This is a genomic window from Streptomyces boninensis, from assembly GCF_048572725.1.
In the GTDB taxonomy this organism is placed as follows: domain Bacteria; phylum Actinomycetota; class Actinomycetes; order Streptomycetales; family Streptomycetaceae; genus Streptomyces; species Streptomyces boninensis.
On record NZ_CP183837.1, the window covers coordinates 3,642,532 to 3,665,164 of the forward strand.

Genomic DNA, 22,633 nt, shown 5'->3' on the forward strand with positions numbered 1-22,633 from the left:
ATCCATCCCTATTGCTGCGGGATCACTGCCTGCGGCCGGATCGGGAGCCTGCCGACCGGCCGCCCCGTGGCCGCCCGTACCGCCGCCGCCACCGCCGCCGGGGAGGTCACCACCGGGGCCGCGGAGGCGGGCTTCGCGCCGAAGGGGGCGACCACGTCGCGCTCCTCGACCAGCTTGACGATGCGGATGGACGGGGCGTCCAGAGCCGTCGGCAGCGGATAGCCGGCGAAGTCGGGGTGGCGGACGATGCCGTCCGTGGTGCGGAGGTTCTCCATCAGGGCCGCGCCTACGCCCAGCGTCACGCCCGCCTCGATGCGGGTGGCGAGCTGGCGCGGGTTGAGGATCTTGCCTACGTCCTGGGCCACCGCCATCTCCACGACCCGGACCGAGCCGAGTTCGACGTCCACGTCGACCACGGCCCGTACCGCGCAGAAGGCCATCCCGACGAAGGCGTCGCCCTGGCCGGTCTCGTCCAGCGGCTCGGTCGGATGCGGGCGGCACTGGGCCGTGGCCCAGAGCTCCTTGCCGTCCAGGGCCTCGGCGACCGTCGTGGAGAGCACGCCGTCGTACGACGTGATCTTGCCGTCGGCGATCGTCAGCAGCTCCGCCGACATGCCGAACTTCTGGGCGAGGGGCTGGAGAAGCTGGGTGCGGACCATCTTCGCCGCCCGCTCCACCGCGCCGCCCGAGACCCAGGTGTGGCGGCCGTGGGTGGCCGGTCCTGCCGGGGGCTGGTCGGTGTCGATCGGGGCGATGTTCACCTCGTCGACGCCGAGCACCTCCTGCACGATCTGCCGGGCGAGGGTCGAGAAGCCCTGGCCGTGGTCGACGGCCGCGCACATCACGGTCGCCGTCGGGCCGTCCACCCGCACCGTGGCGGTGGACACCTCGTCCGCGCCCTCGGCGCCGAGCATGTGCACCATGCCGAGGCCATAGCCGACCCCGCGGCGCACCGACTCCGGCTCGCCCGCGCCCTCGGGGCCGCCGGGCAGCAGCCACTCCTCCTGCGGGAGGTCCTTGGGCAGCGGCGGCAGCGGGGCTTCCCGTACGGCCGTGAGCAGCTCGGCCACCGGGGCCGGGCAGGTCACCGTCTGGCCGGTGGGGAGCAGGTCGCCGGTGGCCATCACATTGCGCATCCGCAGCTCGGCCGGGTCCAGGCCCAGCTGCGCCGCGAGCTTGTCCATCTGGCCCTCGTACGCATGGCACACCTGCAGCGCGCCCTCGCCGCGGAGGTGCCCGGACGGCGGGTTGTTCGTACGGACCGCCCAGCCCTCGACGAAGGCGTGCGGGACGACGTACGGGCCGCAGGCGAACGACACCGCGGCGGCCAGGGCGTCGGCCGAGGAGTCGGCATAGGCGCCCGCGTCCATCAGGATCTGCGCCTCGACCTTCACCAGCTTGCCGGTCGCGTCCGCGTGGTGGCGGTAGCGCATCAGCGTCGGGTGCCGGTGGGCGTGGCCGAGGAAGGACTCCTCGCGGCCCGCGGCGTGCTTGACCGGGCAGCCGGTCTTCAGGGCGAGGAGGCCGAGCGGCAGCTGCATGCTGCGGTCCTCGCGGTCGCCGATGGCGCCGGGCACGCCGGTGACGACGACCTTCACCCGCTCCGGCTCCAGGCCGAAGCAGGCGGCGGCGGTGTCGCGGTCGGCGTGCGGGTCGGTGGAGGCGGTGTAGATCTCCACTCCCCCGTCGGGGCGCGGGACGGCCAGGCCGGCCTCGGCGCCGATGGGGGCCGGGTCCTGGCGGCCGATCCGGTACACGCCCTCGACCACCACCTCGCCCACCGCCTCCGGGTCGCCGAAGTGCAGCGGGATGTGGCGGATGAGGTTGCCGTCGGGGTGCAGCGGCTCGGCGGAGAAGGCCAGTTGCGGGTCGGTGACGGGGTCGAGGATCTCGTACTCGACGGCGATGGCGGCCGCGGCGAGGCGCGCGGTGTCCGGGTGCTCCGCGGCGACGGCGGCGACGGGCTCGCCGTGGTGGCGGACCAGGTCCTCGGCGAAGACGGGGCGGTCGGCGATGCGGCGGCCGTGCGTGGAGCCGCCGGGGACGTCCTCGTGGGTCACCACGACCCGGACGCCCGGCATCTCCTCGGCCGCGGTGGTGTCGATCGCGATGATCCGGGCGTGGGCGTGCGGCGAGCGGTGCACGGCGGCCCAGAGGAGGCCTTCGGCCCACAGGTCGGAGGCGTACGGATAGGTGCCCTCGACCTTCGGCGGGATGTCCACGGCGGGCACGGAGGCGCCGATGCCCGAGGCCACCGGGCCGAGGTCGGTGCCGGCGGCGGGGGTGGCCGTGGTGGCGTCGCCGGAGGCTGCCGGGCTCACAGCGCACCTCCCGCGTCATGTCCGGGGTCCCGCGGCGGCGGCATGTGCGGCTGCGGCGGCTGCACGCCGCCCTGGCCTGGCGCGGCCTGCTGCGGGATGTGGGCGCCGGTCTGCTCCGCGGCCGCGCTCCTGGCGGTGTCGCGCTCGGCAATGACCTCCTGGACGGCGGACAGGACGCCCTGGTAGCCGGTGCAGCGGCAGAGGTTGCCGGCCAGGGCCTGGCGGGTCTCGCGGTCGTTCGGGGTGTGGTTGCCCTCGAGGAGGTCGTGCACGGTCATGGCGAGGCCGGGGATGCAGAAGCCGCACTGCACGGCGCCGCAGGCGGCGAGGGCACGCTGGACGTCGCTCGGGCGGCCGTCCTTGGCCAGGCCCTCGACCGTACGGACCTCGGAGCTCGCCGCGGTGGCGGCGGGGACCAGGCAGGAGGCGACGAGGCGGCCGTCCACCTTGACGTTGCAGGCGCCGCATTCGCCCTGCGAGCAGCCGTCCTTGGCGCCGGCGAGGCCGAGGCGCTCGCGGAGCACGTACAGCAGGGACTCGCCGATCCAGGCGTCGGTGACGGGCCGGTCCTCGTCGTTGACGCGCAGCACGTACGAGGCGCGGGGGTGGTCGTCGGGGTCGGGCTCGGCGAGCTCGGCCGGGTGCTCGGCGGCTTCGGCGAGCCCTGCGGCCTCCAGGGTCATGCCGGTGGAGTCGTCGGGGAAGTCGCCTGCGGGCGGCACGGACCAGCCTGGGCTGTCGCCACCGGTGACGTCGTCGGAGTGGCCGCGGGGGTGGTCGCCGCCGTCCTCGACCGGCTCCTGTCGCGGGGCGCCCGCGCCGAGCCCGGCGGAGAGGCCGGGGAGCACGGAGCTGCCGCCGCTCGTGTCCAGGTCGCCGAACTGCCAGTGTCCGGTGGCGTCCTGCGGCACGCCCTCGTGTCCTGCACCAGGCCGTACGGCATCCAGGCCGGCGCCGCCGTCCGGCGCGCCGCCGTGACCCTGCGTCTGCCCCTGCTCCTGTGCGCCGGGCGCGGTCGGCCACGGCCCGGCGGGCGGCGCGGACTGCACCTCCTGCCACTCCCCGATCCGGCCCTCGACGCGCGAGCCCTCGCCGTCGGCGGGGTGGTCGGCGCCCGCGGCGGCGATCGGCTCGGCGGCGCCGCCGCCGATGACGGGGATCTGCTGGGTGGAATCGGTGAAGTCCGGCACCCGGAACTGCCCGGTCTGCGCCGGGTCCGTGCCTGCCACCGGCACCGCTATGGGCGGCGGGGTGTAGTGCCCGGGGGCGGCCAGGGGGTCCGCGCCTTCCTCGGCCGGGGGCAGGCCCTCGGGCGGGAGCTGGACGAATGCCGTGGCCTCCGGGTCGTAGTCACCGGTGGTTCTGGGCAGCGGCTCCCAGCCGTCCTTCGCGTTCACGACAGCGCCCTCCCAAGAGCTCGGCGGGCCAGGGCCGACACGGTACGGCGCAGGTGCTGCGCCGCGGCCGGCAGTGTGCCTTCTTCGGGGTCGGGGATGCAGGACGCGGCCACGTACTCGCCGAAGGCCTGCAGAGCCTCGGGCGCGAGCCGGCGGCCGGCGTCCCATTCGATGAGCGGCGCGACCCACTGCTCGGCCTCCAGGGGCCGCATCGGCGCGGGGCCGACCGCGCCGACGGCGATCCGCACGCCGCGCCGCGCCGGGTCGAGCACGAGGGCGACGGAGGCGATGGCGCGGCCGGGGCCGGTGCGCCCGGTCGCCTTCATGAAGACCTGCGGGGCGTGCAGCAGCGGTGCCCGTACGAAACCGATCAGCTCCCCGGTGCGCAGCATGTCGACGCCGCCGAGGAGATGGGAGACGGGCAGCTCGCGCAGCGCGCCGCCGGGGCCGACGATGATCAGGTCGGCCTCCAGCGCGGCCAGCGCGGGGAGGGCGTCGCCGGTGCGGTCGCCGGTGATGACATTGCCGCCGAGGGTGCCGGCGTTACGGATCTGGGGCGGGCCCGCGGCGCGGGCGGCGCCGGCGAGCGCGGGGATGAGCGCGGCGAAGTCCGGGCGCCCCATGCGGGCATGGGTGAGCCCGGCGCCGAGCAGCGCATGCCCGTCCTGGTAGTGCCAGCCGCGGATCTCGCTGATGCGGCCGAGGCCGACCAGCGCGGTGGGCCGCAGCAGCCCGGCGTTGACGGACGCCATCAGGTCCGTGCCGCCCGCGACCGGCACGGCCGCGGGCGTGGCGGCGAGCGCGGCGGCGGCCTCCTCAAGTGAGGAAGGCAGCATGACCGCGGACGCGACCTGCGGTGCGCGAGTGGTCAACTCTGCAGCCCCTTCCGCACTCTCCCCCGATATCACTGCTCCCGCTCTCTCGGACCGGGACAGCCAACTCTCGCACATCTTCCGGTCCCGGCGGCGCGGGAGAATCCTGAGGTTACCTCCGTCCCGGAGCCACCTGCTACGAGCGGGCCCGCAGGTGGCACTTATCACCCGAACTTGCGCGCGCTCTGTGGACCCGCCCGCTCCCGCCTCACACGTTCGGGGCGGTCCCCTCGATCGGGCGTCCGAGCACACCGGGGCGCTGCTGCCACGGCTTGGGCCCGCCGGCCGGGCGGTAGTCGACGCCGAGGGCGTCAAGACGCCGGTAATGGGCGGCCATTCGCCCCTCGAAGTCCGTGAAGTCCCGCTTGTCCGGTGCCGGCAGCTCGGACCAGGCGACCTCGGCGAAGGCCGCGAGGCGCGGATACACCTGATAGTCGATCCGCTCCTGGCTGTCCATCACTTCGGTCCAGACATTCGCCTGCGTACCAAGGACATGCTTGCGCTGCTCTTCGGTGAGCTCCGGCGGCAGCGGCTCGAAGCGGTAGAAGTCCTCCAGCGTCCGCACGTACGCGATCGGCACCGGCTCCTGGTCGCCGTCGGCCTGCCGGTAGTCGAGATAGACCTGCTGGTACGGGCACATCACCACGTCGTGCCCGGCCTTCGCGGCCGCGATGCCGCCGCCGTACCCGAGCCAGGAGGCGACGGTCGCGCCCGGCGCGAGGCCGCCCTCGAGGATCTCGTCCCAGCCGATGAGCCGCCGCCCGCGCTCGGCCAGCCAGGCGTCGAAGTGCCGGATGAACCAGGACTGCAGCTCGTCCTCGTCCTTCAGCCCCAGCTCCCGCATCCGGGCCTGGGCGGCGGGCGAGGCCTTCCACTGCTCCTTGGGGCACTCGTCGCCGCCGACGTGGACGAAGTCGGCGGGGAAGAGTTCGATGACCTCCTCGAAGACGTTCTCGTAGAAGCGCAGCACCTCGTCGGTGGGCGCGAGGACGTTGGGGTTCACGCCCCAGTCGTCCCAGACGCCGAGGGCGGTGGTGTCGACGACGTCGGTGTTGCCGAGGTGCGGGTAGGCGTGGATGGCGGCCTGGGAGTGGCCGGGGAGCTCGATCTCCGGGACGACGGTGATGTGCCGTTCGGCGGCGTACGCGACGATCTCGCGGATGTCGTCCTGGGTGTAGAAGCCGCCGTGCGGGGTCTCGTCCCACAGCGAGGAGTGGCGGTGGCCGCGCTTGGAGCGGGGGCGCCAGGCGGCGTCCTCGGTGAGCTTGGGGTAGCGCTTGATCTCGATGCGCCAGCCCTGGTCGTCGGTCAGGTGGAAGTGGAAGACGTTGAGCTTGTGCGCGGCGAGGAGGTCGAGCTGCCGCAGCACGCCCTCCTTGGGCGTGAAGTGCCGCGCGACGTCGAGCATCATGCCGCGCCAGCCGAAGCGGGGGGCGTCCTCGATGACGGTCTCCGGCAGCCGCCAGTCGGCGTCCGGGTCCAGCGGGGCCCGGCGGAAGGCGTCGGGTCCGAGGAGCTGCCGGAGGGTCTGCGCCCCGTAGAAGACGCCGGCGGCGCTGCCGCCCTCGATACGGACGCCGCCCGCGGTCACCGCCAGGCGGTAGCCCTCGCGGGGGCGGGCGGGGTCGATGACGAGCTCGATCCCGCCTGCGGTGGCCCCCGGGCCGAGCGGGAGGCCGGTGGCGGCGCCGACCGTGGAACGTATCCAGCGGGCGACGCCCTCGGTGCCCGCCGCGGCGGAGAGCGTGGTGGCCGGGGTGAGCAGGAAGTGTCCGGCGCCGGACGCGTGCGCGGCGCCGGGCGCGGGGATCAGGTCCAGGTCCATGCGGCCATCCTGCATGAGGACGGCCGTGTGGACTAGACCATCACTTCTTGCCCTTGTCCTTGTCCTTGCCGCGGTCGCCGCCCGAGCTCATGGACTCGTAGATCTCCTTGCACATCGGGCAGACCGGGTACTTCTTCGGGTCGCGGCCCGGGACCCACACCTTGCCGCACAGCGCCACGACGGGCGTGCCGTCGAGCGCGCTCGCCATGATCTTGTCCTTCTGGACGTAGTGGGCAAAGCGCTCGTGGTCACCATCGCCGTGCGACACCTTCGGCGTGGGTTCGACGAGGGTGCCGGTGCTGCCGCCGCGCTCCGGTTCGGGTTCGAGGGTGCTCATGTTGGCCAAGGGTACCGATCCGAAGCCGTTTGGTTGAGGTGCTGACCCGCTCAACTAATTCAGGCTCGGGTCGTCCGGATACGTGGCGACCATCGCCAGCTCATTCCGCTGCCGCCGCAGCACCGCCCGCCACAGCCCCTCGGGCGCCGGCGAGGACACATCGCCGGGCTCCGACTCGACCACGTACCAGGCGCCCTCGGACAGCTCGTCCTCCAGCTGCCCCGGGCCCCAGCCCGCGTACCCGGCGAAGATCCGCAGCGCCCCCAGCTCGGCGGCGAGCAGCTCGGGCGGCGCGTCCAGGTCCACGAGGCCGATCGCCCCGTGCACGCGGCGCCAGCCGAGCGGGCCGTCCCCGACGGAGCCGCCTGCCGCTACGGACTCGGGCCCCGGCACCACCGCGATCCCGAGCGCCGAGTCCAGCGAGACCGGGCCGCCCTGGAAGACCACCCCCGGGTCGCCGGCCAGCTCCGCCCACGCCTGCAGCACGTCGCCGACGTCCACCGGCGTCGGCCGGTTGAGCACAACGCCGAGCGAGCCCTCGTCGTCGTGGTCGAGGAGCAGCACCACCGAGCGCTCGAAGTTCGGGTCGGCGAGCGACGGCGTCGCAACGAGCAGCCGGCCTGTGAGGGATGACACCTCCGTCATGACCACATGATCCCGCACAACACAGCTGCGCGGGAGTCAAGTCCCGTACGTATACGGCAAAGGACGGGGTCCGCGGGGGCGCGGGGACACTCCTGCGATGCCCGTTCCCATATGATTTGCGCCCCTACTGTGCTCACGCTGCGCGACTTCGGTCTATACACAGCGTTTTGTAGCGAATTCATGACGCTCTCCTGCCCCCTTGGAGCCTACGGAGAGGGGTACGCGGGCCATTACCATTTCCCACTGTCCCCCGCCCGTAACCACCGATCGCGAGACTCGATGACTTCGCTGTCAGCCTCCGACGACGTCCTGATTGTCCACGGCGGCACGCCCCTCCAGGGCGAGCTGAAGGTCCGCGGCGCGAAGAACCTCGTGCCCAAGGCCATGGTTGCCGCGCTGCTCGGCAGTGAGCCGAGCCGGCTGCGCAACGTCCCCGACATCCGTGACGTGCGCGTCGTCCGCGGGCTGCTGCAGCTGCACGGGGTCACCGTGAAGCCCGGCGACGAGCCCGGCGAGCTGGTGCTCGACCCGTCGCACGTGGAGAGCGCGAACGTCGCCGACATCGACGCGCACGCGGGCTCCTCCCGTATCCCGATCCTCTTCTGCGGCCCGCTGCTGCACCGGCTTGGGCACGCGTTCATCCCGGGGCTCGGCGGCTGCGACATCGGCGGCCGGCCGATCGACTTCCACTTCGACGTGCTGCGGCAGTTCGGCGCCACGATCGAGAAGCGGGCCGGCGGGCAGGTGCTGGAGGCCAAGCAGCGGCTGCGCGGCACGAAGATCGCGCTGCCGTACCCGTCCGTGGGCGCCACCGAGCAGGTGCTGCTGACGGCGGTGCTGGCGGAGGGCGTCACCGAGCTCTCGAACGCGGCCGTGGAGCCGGAGATCGAGGACCTGATCTGCGTCCTGCAGAAAATGGGCGCGATCATCGCGATGGATACGGACCGGACGATCCGCATCACCGGCGTGGACAAGCTCGGCGGCTACAACCACGCCGCCCTCCCGGACCGCCTGGAGGCCGCCTCCTGGGCCTCGGCGGCGCTGGCGACCGAGGGCGACGTCTACGTGCGCGGCGCCCAGCAGCGCTCGATGATGACCTTCCTCAACACGTACCGGAAGGTCGGCGGCGCCTTCGAGATCGACGACGAGGGCATCCGCTTCTGGCACCCGGGCGGCCCGCTCAACGCGATCGCGCTGGAGACGGACGTCCACCCCGGCTTCCAGACCGACTGGCAGCAGCCGCTCGTCGTCGCGCTGACGCAGGCTTCGGGGCTGTCGATCGTGCACGAGACGGTGTACGAGTCCCGGCTCGGCTTCACCAGCGCCCTGAACCAGATGGGCGCCCACATCCAGCTCTACCGCGAGTGCCTGGGCGGCACGCCCTGCCGCTTCGGGCAGCGCAACTTCCTGCACTCCGCGGTCGTGTCGGGCCCCACGAAGCTCCAGGGCGCCGATCTGGTGATCCCGGACCTGCGCGGCGGCTTCTCGTACCTGATCGCCGCGCTGGCGGCGCAGGGGACGTCGCGGGTGCACGGCATAGAGCTGATCAACAGGGGCTACGAGAACTTCCCGGAGAAGCTGGGGGCGCTGGGCGCGAAGTTCGAGCTGCCGAACGGCTGAGTGGCCTGCTGAAACCGCCGAAGGGCGGCCCTCCCGGTCGAGGAGGGCCGCCCTTCGGCGTATGCGATGCCGCTTACTTGCCCTTGGCGGCGTCCTTCAGCTTCGAACCCGCCGAGACCTTCACGCTGTAGCCGGCCGGGATCTGGATCGGCTCACCGGTCTGCGGGTTGCGCGCGGTGCGAGCGGCACGGTGGGTGCGCTCGAAGGTCAGGAAGCCGGGGACGGTGATCTTCTCGTCACCCTTGGCGACGACCTCCCCGGCGACCTCGGCGAGGGCGGCGAGAACGGCGTCGGCGTCCTTACGGGTCACCTCGGCGCGCTCGGACAGAGCGGCCACCAGCTCACTGCGGTTCATATCTAACTCCCGTGTTCTTCTTGCCATTGAGGCGTGCCACGCGGCGCGGCCGCATTTTTGTTGCGGCCTTGCCGATGCTGCCAGGGCTCACTGACAGTCCCCGGACCGGGCCCTGCTTTCACGGAACCCACCGCCCGAGTACGCATCCTGCCCCCAGTAGAGGCGGGAAAGCCAATCGGCCCCCCTTGCATGGCGCGCGAAGAGCCCGGTACGTACGCCGGACACCATATGGTCCCCGTACGGCCCACTGGCCAGCCGACGCGCCGTGCAGTAGCCGCTACGCCGGAATCGTCGGGTTTTCCGTGACGCCCGCGGCCTTCGCCGCGTCGCGCACGGCGCCGGCGACGGCGGGGGCGACCTTGTCGTTGAAAACGCTCGGAATGATGTAGTTCGGGTTGAGCTCGTCCTCGCCGACGACGTCGGCGATCGCGCGGGCCGCGGCGATCATCATGTCGGAGTTGACCGTGCGCGAGTGCGCGTCCAGGAGGCCGCGGAAGACGCCCGGGAAGACCAGCACGTTGTTGATCTGGTTCGGGAAGTCCGAGCGGCCCGTGGCCACCACCGCGGCCGTCTGGCGGGCCACGGACGGGTCCACCTCGGGGTCGGGGTTGGCGAGGGCGAAGACGATGGCGCCGTCGGCCATGGCGGCGACGTCGTCGCCGTCCAGGACGTTCGGGGCGGAGACGCCGATGAAGACGTCCGCGTCGCGCACGGCGTCCTTGAGGGTGCCGGTGGCGCCCTCCGGGTTGGTGTTGTCGGCGATCCAGCGCAGCGCGCTCTTCGGGTCCGCGTCCACGAGGTCCTCGCGGTCGCAGTGCACGACGCCCTGGATGTCGGCGACCACGGCGTTCTTGACGCCGGCGTCGAGGAGGAGCTTCAGGATGGCCGTACCGGCGGCGCCCGCGCCCGACATCACGACCTTGACGTCCTCGATGCGCTTGCCGACCACGCGCAGGGCGTTGGTGAGCGAGGCGAGGACGACGATCGCGGTGCCGTGCTGGTCGTCGTGGAAGACCGGGATGTCGAGGGCCTCGCGCAGCCGGGCCTCGATCTCGAAGCAGCGGGGGGCGGAGATGTCTTCCAGGTTGATGCCGGCGAAGCCCGGGGCGATCGCCTTGACGATCTCCACGATGGCGTCGGTGTCCTGGGTGTCCAGGCAGAGCGGCCAGGCGTCGATGCCGGCGAAGCGCTTGAAGAGGGCCGCCTTGCCCTCCATGACGGGGAGGGCGGCCTTGGGGCCGATGTTCCCGAGCCCGAGGACCGCGGAGCCGTCGGTGACGACCGCGACGCTGTTGCGCTTGATGGTGAGGCGGCGGGCGTCCTCGGGGTTCTCCGCGATCTGCGTGCAGACCCGGGCGACGCCCGGGGTGTAGATCATGGAGAGGTCGTCACGGTTGCGGATGGGGTGCTTGGACGCCATCTCGATCTTGCCGCCGAGGTGCATCAGGAACGTACGGTCGGAGACCTTGCCGAGCGTCACGCCCTCGATGCCGCGCAGCTTCTCGACGATCTGCTCGGAATGCGCCGTGGAGGTCGCGGCGATGGTGACGTCGATACGCAGCCGCTCATGCCCGGAGGCGGTGACGTCAAGGCCGGTGACGGAGCCGCCGGACGCCTCCACCGCGGAGGTGAGCTGGCTGACCGCATTGCCCCCTGCGGGGACCTCGAGCCGGACCGTGATCGAGTAGGAGACGCTCGGCGCCGTTGCCATGCCTTTTCGCCTTTTCCTTCATCTTTTCGCTGTGGGTTGCCCCCGATCGTCGCACCTACCGACCGGTATCCGGTAACGACGATCCGAGGATGGAAAGACTTTTCCACATCGCGGTAGTGGACGCAATGGGGGTCCGCTTAATGCGTATTTTTGACCTGTTCCGTACAACCCCCGGCAAAGCCTGCAGGTCTACGGACCGCCTCCCACGCCCGTCGACGAAAGGCCGTTATGCCGAAGCACAAACGCACCCCCGCGCCCCGCAGCAGACGCCTGCGTCTCGCCGCGGCCACCACCGTCGCCGCCACGGTAACCGGCGGCCTCGTCACCCTCTCAGCCGGTCCCGCCGGCGCCGCCGGCAGCCCGAGCGCCACTCGTCCGCACAATGCCGACTTCAACGGAGACGGGTACGCGGACCTCGCCGTCTCCGCTCCTGACGCCACCGTCAACGGCCACGCGCAGGCCGGCCAGGTCACCGTCTTATACGGCTCCAGCGCCGGTGTCAGCGCCGCCAGGCGCACGAACATCACCCAGAGCTCCGCCGGCGTCCCCGGCACTCCGGAGGAGGGTGACCGGTTCGGTTACGCCACCTCGCCCGGCGACTTCAACCACGACGGCTACACCGATCTGGCGGTGGGAGCGCCGTACGAAGCCGTGAACGGCGACATCGGCGGCGGCACCGTCGCGGTCCTGTGGGGCTCCGCCGCGGGGCTGCGCGGCGGGACGACCATCCCCGAGCCGGATCCCACCGGGCACGACCTGTTCGGGGCACACCTGGCGGCGGGCGACTTCGACGGCAACGGGAAGACCGATCTGACGACGCTGGACTCCTCCGCCACGGTCCGTACCTACAGCGGCATCACCCCGGCCGGCGGCATCGGCGCCCCGACCGCGGCGGACGTGCCGGTGCGCACGAACCACCCGGCCCGGCCGTACAGACTCACCGCGGGTGACGTCGACGCGGACGGCAAGGACGACCTCCTGGTCAGCGGCGGGAACAAGGCCGAGGGCTACCTTGCCAACTACTACCTGCCGGGCACCGCGGCCGGCCCTGGCACGGTCGCCGCCGAGCTGCCCGGCGGCACCGTCAGCGACATCGGCGACCTCAACGGCGACGGCTACGGTGACGTGGTGAGCGGCCTGAGCTACGACATCACCAACAGCGAGGAGCAGCCCGGCACGTCACTGGGCGGGAACGTCCACATCACCTACGGGACCGCCGCCGGGCCCACCGGCCCCCACCAGGTGATCGATCAGGACACCGCGGGCGTCCCCGGGACCGCCGAGGGCGCCGACGACTTCGGCTCGGAGGTCAGCGTCGGCGACGTCAACGGCGACGGCTTCGCCGACATCGCGGTCGGCGCACCCAGGGAGGACGGCTCCACCCGTGGCACAGGAAACAGCGGCGCCGTGACGGTGCTGTACGGCTCGGCCGCCGGCACCACGGGGGCCGGCGCGCAGCTGTTCACGCAGAACACGGCCGGGGTGCCGGGGACCAGCGAATACGAGGACTTCTTCGGCGAGGACGTGCTGCTCTCCGACCTGAACGACGACGGCCGGTCCGACCTCGCGGTGGGCGTGAGCGGGGAAAACGAGCGCAATGGCGCCCTCACCCTGCTGAAGTCCGGCGGGGCGCGCATCGGCACCGCCGGGGCGCTGTCCGTGTCGCCGACCGCGGCCGGCGTCCCGACCGCAGGAGAACCCCGGTTCGGCTCGGTGCTCGGGGGCTGAAAATGCCGGTGGGCGCCCTCTGCGCAGAGGGCGCCCACCGTGACGTCAGTGGCACCGACCCGCCAGCTCGCCTCGCGGCGGAAGGGCGCTCGAAGCGCCTATGGTTGGGCCCGGGGGCATGGATCGGGCCGGTGCCGTTTCCCAGGCTACCTCGCTTCCCCATGTGTCTGCAGTGGGGCCGGATGCCAGTGGGAGAGGTGGCGTCAGGCAGTAACCGTCCTCCAGCTGAGCCGTTAATCGGATGAGTGCGCGACTCAGGGCTGGAGGATGCCGACGATGGCACGGCTGCGGCTGGCGTGGACGAGGAGACCGGAGAGGTGCTGGCGGGCTCAGCGCTCCTCGAGCGGGTCGGCTGGTGTGTGGGACTGGTATCCGGCATGGCCACCCAGCTGGTGGCGGCTCACTGGAACTCCGGCGATGCCCGTCCCCGGTGGGGAGCAGCTGCCGTCCGGCGTCATCAAGGCACGCACGCGCCAGATCGTGGCATTCACCAAGACCGGTGGGGCGCTTCCCAGAGACGTATTCGAGCTGGAGAGCACGCCGGGAGTGGCGGGCATGTTGTTGTTGTCGGCGTGCGACAGCCAGCAGGCCACCTTGGATCGTCTCGATGGCGATCCGCGACGGGCGTTGCTGCGACTGCAGTTGCCCACCCGCCCGGACCCGCGTTCGTATCGGGACTGGACGTGGGTGTGCTGCCCCATCAGGCTGCCGCCGACGATCCCGCCCAGCGCGGTCCTGCACCTGCCCACGCTGGCCATCCGTGGCGGGCTGGTGCGCGCCGATCTCGCCTACACGCACCCCGTCCCCAAGGCATCCCGTACTGGGCGCAAAGTCGCCCTCGGCGTGGACTGGGGCCTGAACACCCTGCTCAGTGCGGGCGCGGTACGCCTGGACGACTCCGGGTGCGTCACCGCGCTAGGCTGCGGAGCGGCGTTTCGGGCTGCAGGCGTGCTCGCGAAGCAGCACCGGCTACGGCGCCTGTCCGAGCGGCTGCGCGCGAAGCTCGATCATCAGCGGCGGCTGCTCAACGGGCGGGGCCGCGGCGGCATCCCCGTACCCGCAGGGCTCGCCGCCAAATACGCCGCTCTGGGAGCCGAGTTCGACAGGCTGTCCGCGCGTCGTACGCGGCTTGCCGAGGCGCTCGCCTGGGCCGCCGCCCGCTGGACCGTGGACCAGGCCATCGCCACCGGCGCCACCGTCATCTATGTCGAAGACCTGCGGTCGCTGGAGGCCGGCGGCATGGGCCGGACACTCAACGTGCGGCTGTCCCAGGTCGTTCGCGGACGGATCGTGGAGCACATCCGTCACGTCGCAGCGGAGACGGGGATCGCCGTGGTGATGGTCCCTGCCAGGGGCACGTCCCGGCGCTGTCCGCGGTGCCTGTCCACGCTCAGGCATCGCAAGGCTCCTGACCGCCCCGCCGATCCGGGCTGGAAGTGGGCTGTCTGCCCCGATCGGGGCAATTGCGGCTGGCAGGGCGACCGGGACATGGGTGCCTGGATGCGCATCGCCGCCCGCGGCCTGCGCCACCAGACGAAAACTGTTACCACCGATGGGTCTCGCGGACACATGATCGTCCGCAGCATTGACGATCAGCTCGAAGCCGGGGCAGTCATCACCTCAAGCACACCACCGGCCTGCCGTACGGACCGGCCCAAAACCGGACCCACCCGGCGGCGACGGACTCCACGCTCCGCGCCCAGGCGACGCGGCGCACCCTCCCCCACCGGATCCCCGGGTCCGGCGGGCAAGCGTCCGGAGGGACACGCACCAACGGACCGGAACCGGCTGCCCCGCGCAGCCCACCGGCACCAGGGCGTGACGACGATCAGCACTCCCGCCCCCGGCCGGCACCGGCCACGCGGGGCGGCGCTGGGCGCAGGTTTCCACCTGAACGTCCACGCCACCCACCCAGGTGGGTGGGTCCTGTGCCAGGCATACGGTCGCCTGATCCGAGACGCTAACAAACCTCTCCCGTAACGGCATTCCCGCCGGGACCTCACGGTTGCAGCAGGTCGGGCACCCCGTCCTCGTCCGGCAGGTCGCGGTCGCCCGAGATCACCGTCAGTCGCTGGGTGGCGCGGGTCAGGGCCACGTACAGGACGCGCAGGCCCGCCGGGGACTCGTCGGCGATCTCGGCGGGGCAGACCACCACCGTGGCGTCGTATTCGAGGCCCTTCGCCTCCAGGCTGCCCAGCGCCACCGCCCGCTCGCCGAGGTCCGCGAGCCAGTCGCGGGCCTTTTCGCGCCAGGCCATGGGGACGACGACGCCTACGGTGCCGTCGACCTCGTCCAGGAGGCGGGCGGCTTCGGTACGGGTGTCCGACGCCACGTCCTTCGCTACCGCAAAACGCGGCTCCACCCCCGTCGAGCGGACCGCCTCCGGCGACGGGGTGCCGGGCATGGCGATCGCCAGGATGCGGGCGGCCAGTTCGGCGATCTCGGCCGGGTTGCGGTAGTTGACGGTGAGGGTGAAGCGGCGGCGCGGGCGGGTGCCGAGGGCCTCGTCGCGGGCCGCGGCGGCGTCGTCCGGGTCGGGCCAGGAGGACTGGGCCGGGTCGCCGACGACGGTCCAGGTGGCGTGCCGGCCGCGGCGGCCGACCATGCGCCACTGCATCGGCGTCAGATCCTGCGCCTCGTCCACGATGACGTGCGCGTAGTCGCGGCGCTCCTCCTCCAGGCGGTTGCGACGCGGGGCCGCCTGCTCCGGCATCAGCTCGTCCAGGCCGGTGAGCTGGTCGAGGGGATCGAGGTCGCGCGGCTTCCGCGGGCGTGCGGGGGTGCCGAGCACCGCCTGCAGCTCGTCCAGCAGCGCCACGTCGTGTACGGACAGCCCCTCCCTGCGCAGCGCCCGCGCGAGCCGGCGGACCTCGCCGGGCTGCAGCACCCGGCGGGACCAGCGGGACAGCCGCTTCTCGTCCGCCATCGCGGCCAGCACCTGCGCCGGGGTGAGCTCGGGCCACCAGGCGTCGAGGAAGTCGGTGAAGGCGTCCTCGGTGGCGATGTCCTCGTCGAAGCCCTCCCGGGCCTCGGCGGCCAGCTCCGGGTCCGAATAGCGGCGCTGGGCGCCGGACTTGGACCACAGCGCGTCGAGGAGGAAGCGGCGGGCGCGGGGGCGCAGGAGGTTGACGGGGGCGGTGCCGCCGAGGACGGCGCGCCTGATCCTGCGGAGCTCCTCCGACTCCAGCTCGACCCGTGCGCCGAAGGCGACCACGCGCAGGCGGGTGGGGATGGCCGCGGGGGCGTCTTCCTCCTCGCCCAGGGCGAGTTGACCGGAGTCCTGGCCCTGCGGCTCGTCCAGCAGGCCGCGCGCCGCCCGCCGCAGCACCTTCACCATCCGCGACGAGCCCTTGATCCGCGCCACCCGCGGATCGTCGTACGCACTCGCCTCCGCCCCCTCCACAAGCGACCCGATCGCACGGATCGCGACCTGCCCCTCCTCGCCGAGCGACGGCAGCACACCCTCCGTATACGCGACGAGCAGCGGCGTCGGGCTGACCACCAGAATGCCGCCCGCATAGCGCCGCCGGTCCTGGTAGAGCAGGTACGCCGCGCGGTGCAGCGCGACCGCGGTCTTGCCCGTGCCGGGGCCGCCCTCGACCTCCGTCACCGACGCCGCCGGGGCCCGGATGACCTTGTCCTGCTCGGCTTGGATGGAGGAGACGATGTCCCGCATCTCATGCGTACGGGCCCGGCCAAGCGCCGCCATCAGCGCGCCGTCGCCGGTGACCGGCAGCGGCTCGCCGTCCAGGGTGACCGCCAGCTCGGGGCGCAGCAGGTCGTCCTCGACGCCGAGGACCTTGCGGCCCTTGGAGCGGATGACGCGGCGGCGTACGACCCGGCCGGGGGCGACGGGCGTGGAGCGGTAGAACGGCGCGGCGGCCGGGGCCCGCCAGTCGATGACCATCGGCGTGTAGTCGGCGTCGAGGACGCCGATGCGGCCGATGTGCAGGGTCTCCCTGATCTCGGCGGTGCCGTCCTCGGCGACCGCGTCGTCGGCGGGTTCGACGGAGGTGTACGCGCCGTCGGGGCCGCGCTTGCCGTCCTTGCCGAGGAGGAGGTCGATGCGGCCGAAGAGGAAGTCCTCGAACTCGTTGTTCAGCCGGTTGAGGTGGATGCCCGCGCGGTAGACCTGCGCGTCCCGTTCGGCGAGGGCGCCGGGGGTGCCGACATGGCCCCGTTTGGCGGCGTCGTGCATGAGGAACTCCGCCTCGTGGATCTTCTCCTCGAGCCGGTCGTACACGCGGTCCAGATGCTCCTGCTCGCCCTGGATCTCGCGTTCCCGGACGCTGTCCGCGGCTGTGGTGTGGCCGGCCACCCGCGCCCCCTTCGTGCAGATAACGCAGCCGTCTACCGTACGCGAAAATCTGTCCTGATTCAGCAGGCCGGGGGCTGTCTACAGCTTGACCGTCACCAGTTTGCGGCCGTCCAGGGTGCGCACCTCGAAGCGGTCGATGTCGCTCCGGGCGAGTCCGGTGCCGCCGTGGGTGAGCAGCGGGGCCGATTTCCCGTCGCCGTGCATCTCCCCGTATCCGGCCGCCGGGACGGACCAGGTGGTGACGGTCTGCCGCTCGCCGTCCTTGCCGACCGCGACCAGGTCGCACTTCTCCGGGCCCTGCACGCCGGCCAGCTTCAGCGCGACATGGGTGCCCCATGCCTTCTTGAGCAGCGAGACCGTGGCGTCGACGTGGGTCGACGTGTCCACCTTCCGGTGCTTCTCGCCGTCGTCGAACATCTCCTGCGCCGCGCTGACGTGCCCCCCGCCGTCCTCCGCGGTGACCGCGTACGTGGCCAGCGGCCCGCCGATCAGCACGGCCGCGGCCGCCGCCACCAGCCACCGCCGACGGCCCCGGCGCCGCCGCCGCTCGGCCGCGACGTCGCCGAGCAGCCGGTCGAGCAGCGCATCCCCGGGCGGCTCTGCGACCGCCGCGGCCTCGGGGCCGCCGGGCGGGGCGGCCTCGGTGAGTAGGTGGGCCACGGGCAGCAGCTCGTCCAGCGCGGCCGCGCAGCGCGTGCAGCCCGCCAGGTGCTCCTCGAAGCGGGCGGCGTCCGCGCCGTCCAGAATGCCGAGGGCGTACGCGCCCGCGTCGGCGTGCGGCTCCGCATCCGGTTCCACGGTCATGGCGTCACCCCCCTTTCCTCCAGCGAGAGCTTGAGCTGGCGCAGCGCGTAGAAGACCCGGGAGCGTACGGTGCCAGGCGGTACCCCCAGTGCGTCGGCGGCCTCACTCACCGTACGGCCCTTGAAGTATGTCTCTATCAGCGCTTCGCGGTGCGCCCGGCTGAGGTCGCCGAGGGCATCCGTGATGGTCATCCGGTGCAGCACGCGGTCGAGTTCGTCGGCGGCGGGCAGCACCTCGAGCGGCGTCGCGTCCACCTCCCGCGGGCGGGCCAGGCGGCTGCGGTGGCCGTCGATCACGATCCGGCGGGCGACGGTCACCAGCCACGGCCGCACCGAGCCGTGCGCGCCGCCGAGCTGGTCGGCGTGCCGCCAGGCCCGTAGCAGCGTCTCCTGGACGACGTCCTCGGCGCGGTGCCGGTCACCGGCGACCAGGCGCAGCACGAAGCCGAGGAGCGGGCCGGCGTGCTCTTTGTAGAGCACGCGCATCAGCTCGTCCTCGGGCAGGGCGCTCCCGGCGCCCGGCAGCGGCCGATCGTCTGTCACGACGGCATGGTCGCGCACCCGCACCTCCCGGTCGAGACCTTCTTGCGCCTGCTGGTACGGGGCCGTTACCGGAACCGTTCAGTACGGCGGATCACGCGCGCGCGTACGGACGGCGCGGAGCCGCCGTTCAGGTGAACGGCCGTGAATTACCACTCAGTTGAGTTTTGAACGGGTCTAGCACTGGAGCCCGTAAACCCTCGCGAAGGCCGGCGCAGGGGGCGCCGGCCACCGTATGGGGGAGAGCCCAATGGGCAAGAACATCGTCATCGGCACCATCGCCGCCGTGACCGCCGCGGGCGCCGCGCTCGTCGTCCTGCCGGCCGTCGGGGATGACGGCGGCTCGGGCAACAGCGCCCGCACCGCCGCCGGTTCCGGTGCGCAGGGCCACGCCGGGCACGGCGGCGGCGCGGCGGGCGAGAGCAGGATCGGGGCGCTCGGCGGCACGAACAAGAGCGGCGCGGTCTTCTTCGCGGGCAGCCTCAACGGGGCCAACGAGGTGCCCGCGCCCGGCGGTCCTGCCGTAGGCGACAAGGACGGGGCAGCGCTCGCGCTGATGCGGGTGCAGGGGGACGAGGTGTCGTTCGCGTTCAAGTTCCGCGGCATCGACACCCCGACGCTGGCGCATATCCACCAGGGCGTGAAGGGCGTCAACGGGGCCATCAAGATCCCGTTGATCACAGAGAAGCTCAAGGACGGCAGCGACCGGGTCACCGGCACCGTAAAGGTCAAGGACGCGGCGCTGCTGCAGCAGCTCAAGGACAACCCGGGTGGCTTCTACTTCAACCTGCACACCGGGGAGTTCCCCGGCGGCGCGGTCCGCGGCCAGGTGCACAAGCTCGACTCGGCTCTGGACCTGCGGCATCCCTTCAGGAGCTTCCAGGCCTCGGTCCGGCAGGGCCAGCAGATCTACAAGTGCACCCGGCAGCAGGACGGTTCGTACGCCTTCACGCAGCACAACGTGCGCGCCAGGCTCGACGGGAACATCGCCCACTTCTTCGTCAAGCCGCAGGCGGGCCCGCCCGCCTGGCTGGCTCCCGACCTGTCGGCGGTCACCGGCAAGCTGACGCAGCGGATCGACAACGGCCCGAAGAACATCCCGGAGCTGCACCTGGCCGCCACCCAGGTCGGCCGCGGCAGCGGAAAGCTCTCCGCCACGAACGAGATCCTCCGGCTGAACACCGTCGGCGGCGTCGCCCCGGCGGGGAGCTGCAAGCCGGGCGCCAAGGCGGCGGTGGACTACCGGGCGGATTACGTGTTCGTCGGCCGCTGACACTCCCGGGGGCAGGCGTCCCACATGGCGGGACGGGTGAGCCCGGACGCTTCCGTCCGAGGCTCACCCGTCCGCGTACTTCGTCTCCGCCGAAGGGTCGTGGGCCAGCCGATAGCCGCGCTTCACCACCGTCTGGATCACCTTCGGCGCCCCCAGCGCCGACCGCAGCCGGGCCATCGCCGTCTCCACCGCGTGCTCATCACGCCCCGCGCCGGGGAGCGTGCGCAGCAGCTCGCTGCGGGCGACCACCCAGCCGGGCCGCCGCGCCAGCGCGCGCAGCAGCGCCATCCCCGCGGGCGGTACGGGCCGCAGCTCGCCGTCGACCAGGACGGCATGGCCCCGTATCTCCAGCCGCCGGCCCGCCACCGCCAGCGGCCGCACCCGGCCGGGCAGCTCCAGCGCCAGCAGTTGCACCAGCGGCCCGAGCCGGAACCGCTCCGGCTGCACCGTCGGAATGTCGTGGTTCTCCAGCGGCAGCGCCGTCACCGGCCCGACGCACGCGGCCAGCACGTCCGTACGCAGCGCGTCCAGCAGCTCGCCCTGGATGCCCCGCTCCGCCGCCCGCGCCAGGAAGCTGGCCGCGGCCGGGGCCGAGGTGAAGGTGACCGCGTCGACGGCCCGTGCCACGGTCGCGTCGAGCAGCCGGTCCACCGGGCCGATGTCGGCGGGCGGCATCCACCGGTACACCGGCACCCCGATCACCTCCGCGCCCGCCGCCTGCAGCGCCTCGACGAAGCCGGGCAGCGGCTCGCCGTGCAGCTGCAGCGCGATCCGCCGCCCCTCGACGCCTTCGGCGAGCAGCCGGTCGAGGACCTCGGCCATCGACTCGGACGCCGGCGACCACTCCTCGGTCAGCCCCGCGGCCCGGATGGCGCCGCGCACCTTCGGCCCGCGGGCGAGGATCCGTACCTGCGCGAGGGTCCCGAGCAGCGCCTGCCCGAGCCCCCACCCCTCGGCGGCCTCGACCCACCCGCGGAAGCCGATCGCGGTGGTGGCGACGGCCAGGTCGGGCCTGGCGTCGAGGAGCTGCTTGGTGGTGGCGAGCAGCTCGGCGTCATCCGGCAGCGGCACGATGCGCAGCGCGGGGGCATGCATGACGGCGGCGCCGCGGCGTTCGAGCAGCGCGCCGAGCTCCTCGGCTCTGCGGGCGGCCGTGACCCCGACGGTGAAGCCGGCGAGGGGCTTCACCGCCGGGGCGGCTTGGTGTGCGGGTGCGTGCATAGGCGTTCTCGTCCCAGTGTCGTCCTTCAGCCGCATGGTCGCTGCCCCGGGTGACGGCCGCAGTTCACGCGCATTTCACGACGGTTACGCGGCACGAATCACACCCCGGTCAGACCTGTGCGTACGCCGGCTGCCGCGCGTCCGCCGGCTCGGTCGCCGCGGCGGGGGCGGCGGTGCGGCGCAGGTAGACGGCCCAGGTTACGGCGAAGCAGACGGCATAGAAGGCGAGGAAGGCGACGCAGGCGGCGGTGCCGGAGCCGTTCGACAGGAAGGACTGCCGGAAGGCCAGGTTGATGCCGAGCCCGCCGAGCGCGCCGACGGCCCCGATCAGCCCCATCGAGGCGCCGGACAGCCGCCGCCCGTAGGCCTTGGCCGCCTCCCCGGTCATGCCCATCGCGGTGGCCTTGGCGTCGTAGATCCCCGGGATCATCTTGTACGTGGAGCCGTTGCCGAGGCCGCTCAGCGCGAAGAGCGGGATGAAGCCCGTAAGGAAGAGGGGGAGGGACTTCTCGGCGGAGGCGAAGATCACGATGCCGGTGGCGGCGGCCATGGCGGCGAAGTTCCAGAGGGTGATGCGGGCGCCGCCGTAGCGGTCGGCGAGGCGGCCGCCGATGGGGCGGATGAGGCTGCCGAGCAGCGGGCCGATGAAGGTGAGCGAGGCGGCTTGGAGGGGAGTCCGCCCGAACTGATTCTGCAGCACCAGCCCGAAGGCGAAGCCGTAGCCGATGAAGGAGCCGAAGGTGCCGATGTAGAGGAAGGACATGATCCAGGTGTGCAGGTCCTTGGCGGCTTCCTTGGCGGCGCCGGTGTCGTTCTTGACGGGCGCGAGGTTGTCCATCGCGATGGCGGCCAGGGCGGCGGCGAAGACGATGAACGGCATGTAGACGAAGAGGAGCAGACGGGGGGACCCGTCCCCGGCCGTCCCGATGATGAGGAGCGCGACGAGCTGGATGACGGGCACGCCGATGTTGCCGCCGCCCGCGTTGAGGCCGAGCGCCCAGCCCTTCTTCCGCAGCGGGAAGAAGGAGTTGATGTTCGTCATGGAGGAGGCGAAGTTGCCGCCGCCGATGCCGGTGAGGGCGGCGACGAGCAGGAAGGTCCCGTACGAGGTGCCCGGCTCCATCACGATGGTGGCGGCGATGGTGGGGATGAGCAGCAGCGCGGCGCTGAAGATCGTCCAGTTGCGGCCGCCGAAGCGGGCGACGGCGAAGGTGTACGGGACGCGGACGCAGGCGCCGACGAGGGTCGCCATCGCGACCAGGAAGAACTTCCCGGCCGGATCGATGCCGTACTCCGGGCCCATGAAGAGCACGAGGACCGACCAGAGGGTCCAGATGGAGAAGCCGATGTGCTCGGCGAGCACGGAGACGATGAGATTGCGGTTGGCGATGCGCTCGCCGCGCTCCTGCCAGAACGCGGTGTCTTCCGGGTCCCAGTGCTCGATCCAGCGTTTTCCCTTGCGGGGGGCTTGGTTCGTCGTCATGGCGGTGACCGTAGGAAGCGGGAGTTTCCGCGTTGGTGGCGGCGCGTGACACTGGAGCAACCTTGCGCTCACGCTCGCGCGGGGCGCCGGGTGAGCTCTTTGCCCACCCACCCGCCCGTTGCTGTCGGCGGCGGGGGTGGGGTGCGGTGCGGCCGGGTGGCCGCGGGGCCTTGGGCGGGGGTGG

General features: G+C 72.4%; 17 protein-coding genes. 4 read left to right on the forward strand and 13 right to left on the reverse strand.

Features of this window, described 5'->3' with window-relative positions:
- Window positions 1-8: 8 nt before the first annotated feature.
- The 6 genes from ACNNMR_RS16520 to ACNNMR_RS16545 form a co-directional block, all read right to left on the reverse strand.
- On the reverse strand, window positions 9-2,321 hold the full coding sequence (locus tag ACNNMR_RS16520) for a xanthine dehydrogenase family protein molybdopterin-binding subunit (protein WP_419995372.1): 2,313 nt from the start codon (window positions 2,319-2,321) through the stop codon (window positions 9-11).
- The gene (locus ACNNMR_RS16525; protein ID WP_419995373.1) at window positions 2,318-3,718 is read right to left on the reverse strand and encodes a (2Fe-2S)-binding protein; all 1,401 of its coding nucleotides are present in this window, start codon (window positions 3,716-3,718) and stop codon (window positions 2,318-2,320) included. The genes ACNNMR_RS16520 and ACNNMR_RS16525 overlap by 4 nt, the downstream gene beginning before the upstream one ends.
- Window positions 3,715-4,590: an FAD binding domain-containing protein gene (locus ACNNMR_RS16530; RefSeq protein WP_419995374.1), complete on the reverse strand. Its 876-nt coding sequence runs from the start codon at window positions 4,588-4,590 to the stop codon at window positions 3,715-3,717. Before ACNNMR_RS16530 ends, ACNNMR_RS16525 begins: the two co-directional genes overlap by 4 nt.
- Window positions 4,591-4,798: 208 nt before the next feature.
- The gene (locus ACNNMR_RS16535; protein ID WP_419995375.1) at window positions 4,799-6,415 is read right to left on the reverse strand and encodes a beta-N-acetylhexosaminidase; all 1,617 of its coding nucleotides are present in this window, start codon (window positions 6,413-6,415) and stop codon (window positions 4,799-4,801) included.
- 40 nt (window positions 6,416-6,455) lie between these two features.
- A complete protein-coding gene (locus tag ACNNMR_RS16540) occupies window positions 6,456-6,752 on the reverse strand; it encodes a DUF3039 domain-containing protein (RefSeq protein ID WP_419995376.1) in 297 nt (98 codons plus the stop codon).
- Between the two features lie 54 nt (window positions 6,753-6,806).
- Window positions 6,807-7,397, reverse strand: coding sequence for a YqgE/AlgH family protein (locus ACNNMR_RS16545; RefSeq protein ID WP_419995377.1), 591 nt, complete (start codon window positions 7,395-7,397; stop codon window positions 6,807-6,809).
- A gap of 288 nt (window positions 7,398-7,685) precedes the next feature.
- Here ACNNMR_RS16545 and murA point away from each other — a divergent pair, with 288 nt between their 5' ends.
- Window positions 7,686-9,017 carry a UDP-N-acetylglucosamine 1-carboxyvinyltransferase gene (gene murA / locus ACNNMR_RS16550; RefSeq protein WP_420000386.1) on the forward strand — a complete coding sequence of 444 codons (1,332 nt, stop codon included), beginning with the start codon at window positions 7,686-7,688 and terminating at the stop codon, window positions 9,015-9,017.
- A 73-nt stretch (window positions 9,018-9,090) separates the two neighbouring features.
- Here the strand turns inward: murA and ACNNMR_RS16555 are convergent, their stop codons facing one another.
- Both ACNNMR_RS16555 and ACNNMR_RS16560 read right to left on the reverse strand, forming a co-directional pair.
- Window positions 9,091-9,372 (reverse strand): HU family DNA-binding protein, encoded by a 282-nt coding sequence (locus ACNNMR_RS16555; protein ID WP_165239578.1) that lies wholly within the window; start codon window positions 9,370-9,372, stop codon window positions 9,091-9,093.
- A gap of 277 nt (window positions 9,373-9,649) precedes the next feature.
- Window positions 9,650-11,083 (reverse strand): NAD-dependent malic enzyme, encoded by a 1,434-nt coding sequence (locus ACNNMR_RS16560; protein WP_419995378.1) that lies wholly within the window; start codon window positions 11,081-11,083, stop codon window positions 9,650-9,652.
- Between the two features lie 228 nt (window positions 11,084-11,311).
- On the opposite strand from ACNNMR_RS16560, the gene ACNNMR_RS16565 reads away from it, so the two are divergent.
- Together ACNNMR_RS16565 and ACNNMR_RS16570 are read left to right on the forward strand one after the other, a co-directional pair.
- Window positions 11,312-12,811, forward strand: coding sequence for a hypothetical protein (locus ACNNMR_RS16565; protein WP_419995379.1), 1,500 nt, complete (start codon window positions 11,312-11,314; stop codon window positions 12,809-12,811).
- Window positions 12,812-13,228: 417 nt separating this feature from the next.
- On the forward strand, window positions 13,229-14,791 hold the full coding sequence (locus ACNNMR_RS16570) for a zinc ribbon domain-containing protein (RefSeq protein ID WP_419995380.1): 1,563 nt from the start codon (window positions 13,229-13,231) through the stop codon (window positions 14,789-14,791).
- A 19-nt stretch (window positions 14,792-14,810) separates the two neighbouring features.
- Here ACNNMR_RS16570 and ACNNMR_RS16575 read toward each other — a convergent pair whose 3' ends face one another.
- The 3 genes from ACNNMR_RS16575 to ACNNMR_RS16585 form a co-directional block, all read right to left on the reverse strand.
- Entirely contained in the window at window positions 14,811-17,129 is a 2,319-nt protein-coding gene (locus tag ACNNMR_RS16575; protein ID WP_419995381.1) for a HelD family protein, read from the reverse strand.
- A 78-nt stretch (window positions 17,130-17,207) separates the two neighbouring features.
- Window positions 17,208-17,933: a zf-HC2 domain-containing protein gene (locus ACNNMR_RS16580; protein WP_419995382.1), complete on the reverse strand. Its 726-nt coding sequence runs from the start codon at window positions 17,931-17,933 to the stop codon at window positions 17,208-17,210.
- On the reverse strand, window positions 17,930-18,493 hold the full coding sequence (locus tag ACNNMR_RS16585; RefSeq protein WP_419995383.1) for a sigma-70 family RNA polymerase sigma factor: 564 nt from the start codon (window positions 18,491-18,493) through the stop codon (window positions 17,930-17,932). Before ACNNMR_RS16585 ends, ACNNMR_RS16580 begins: the two co-directional genes overlap by 4 nt.
- Window positions 18,494-18,722: 229 nt before the next feature.
- Between ACNNMR_RS16585 and ACNNMR_RS16590 the strand changes: the two genes are divergently transcribed.
- Complete coding sequence (locus ACNNMR_RS16590) at window positions 18,723-19,745, forward strand: CHRD domain-containing protein (protein ID WP_419995384.1); 1,023 nt, start codon at window positions 18,723-18,725, stop codon at window positions 19,743-19,745.
- 63 nt (window positions 19,746-19,808) lie between these two features.
- On the opposite strand, the gene ACNNMR_RS16595 is transcribed toward ACNNMR_RS16590, so the two are convergent.
- A complete protein-coding gene (locus tag ACNNMR_RS16595) occupies window positions 19,809-20,966 on the reverse strand; it encodes a uroporphyrinogen-III synthase (protein WP_419995385.1) in 1,158 nt (385 codons plus the stop codon).
- A gap of 109 nt (window positions 20,967-21,075) precedes the next feature.
- Window positions 21,076-22,449 (reverse strand): nitrate/nitrite transporter, encoded by a 1,374-nt coding sequence (locus tag ACNNMR_RS16600; RefSeq protein WP_419995386.1) that lies wholly within the window; start codon window positions 22,447-22,449, stop codon window positions 21,076-21,078.
- Window positions 22,450-22,633 lie beyond the last annotated feature (184 nt).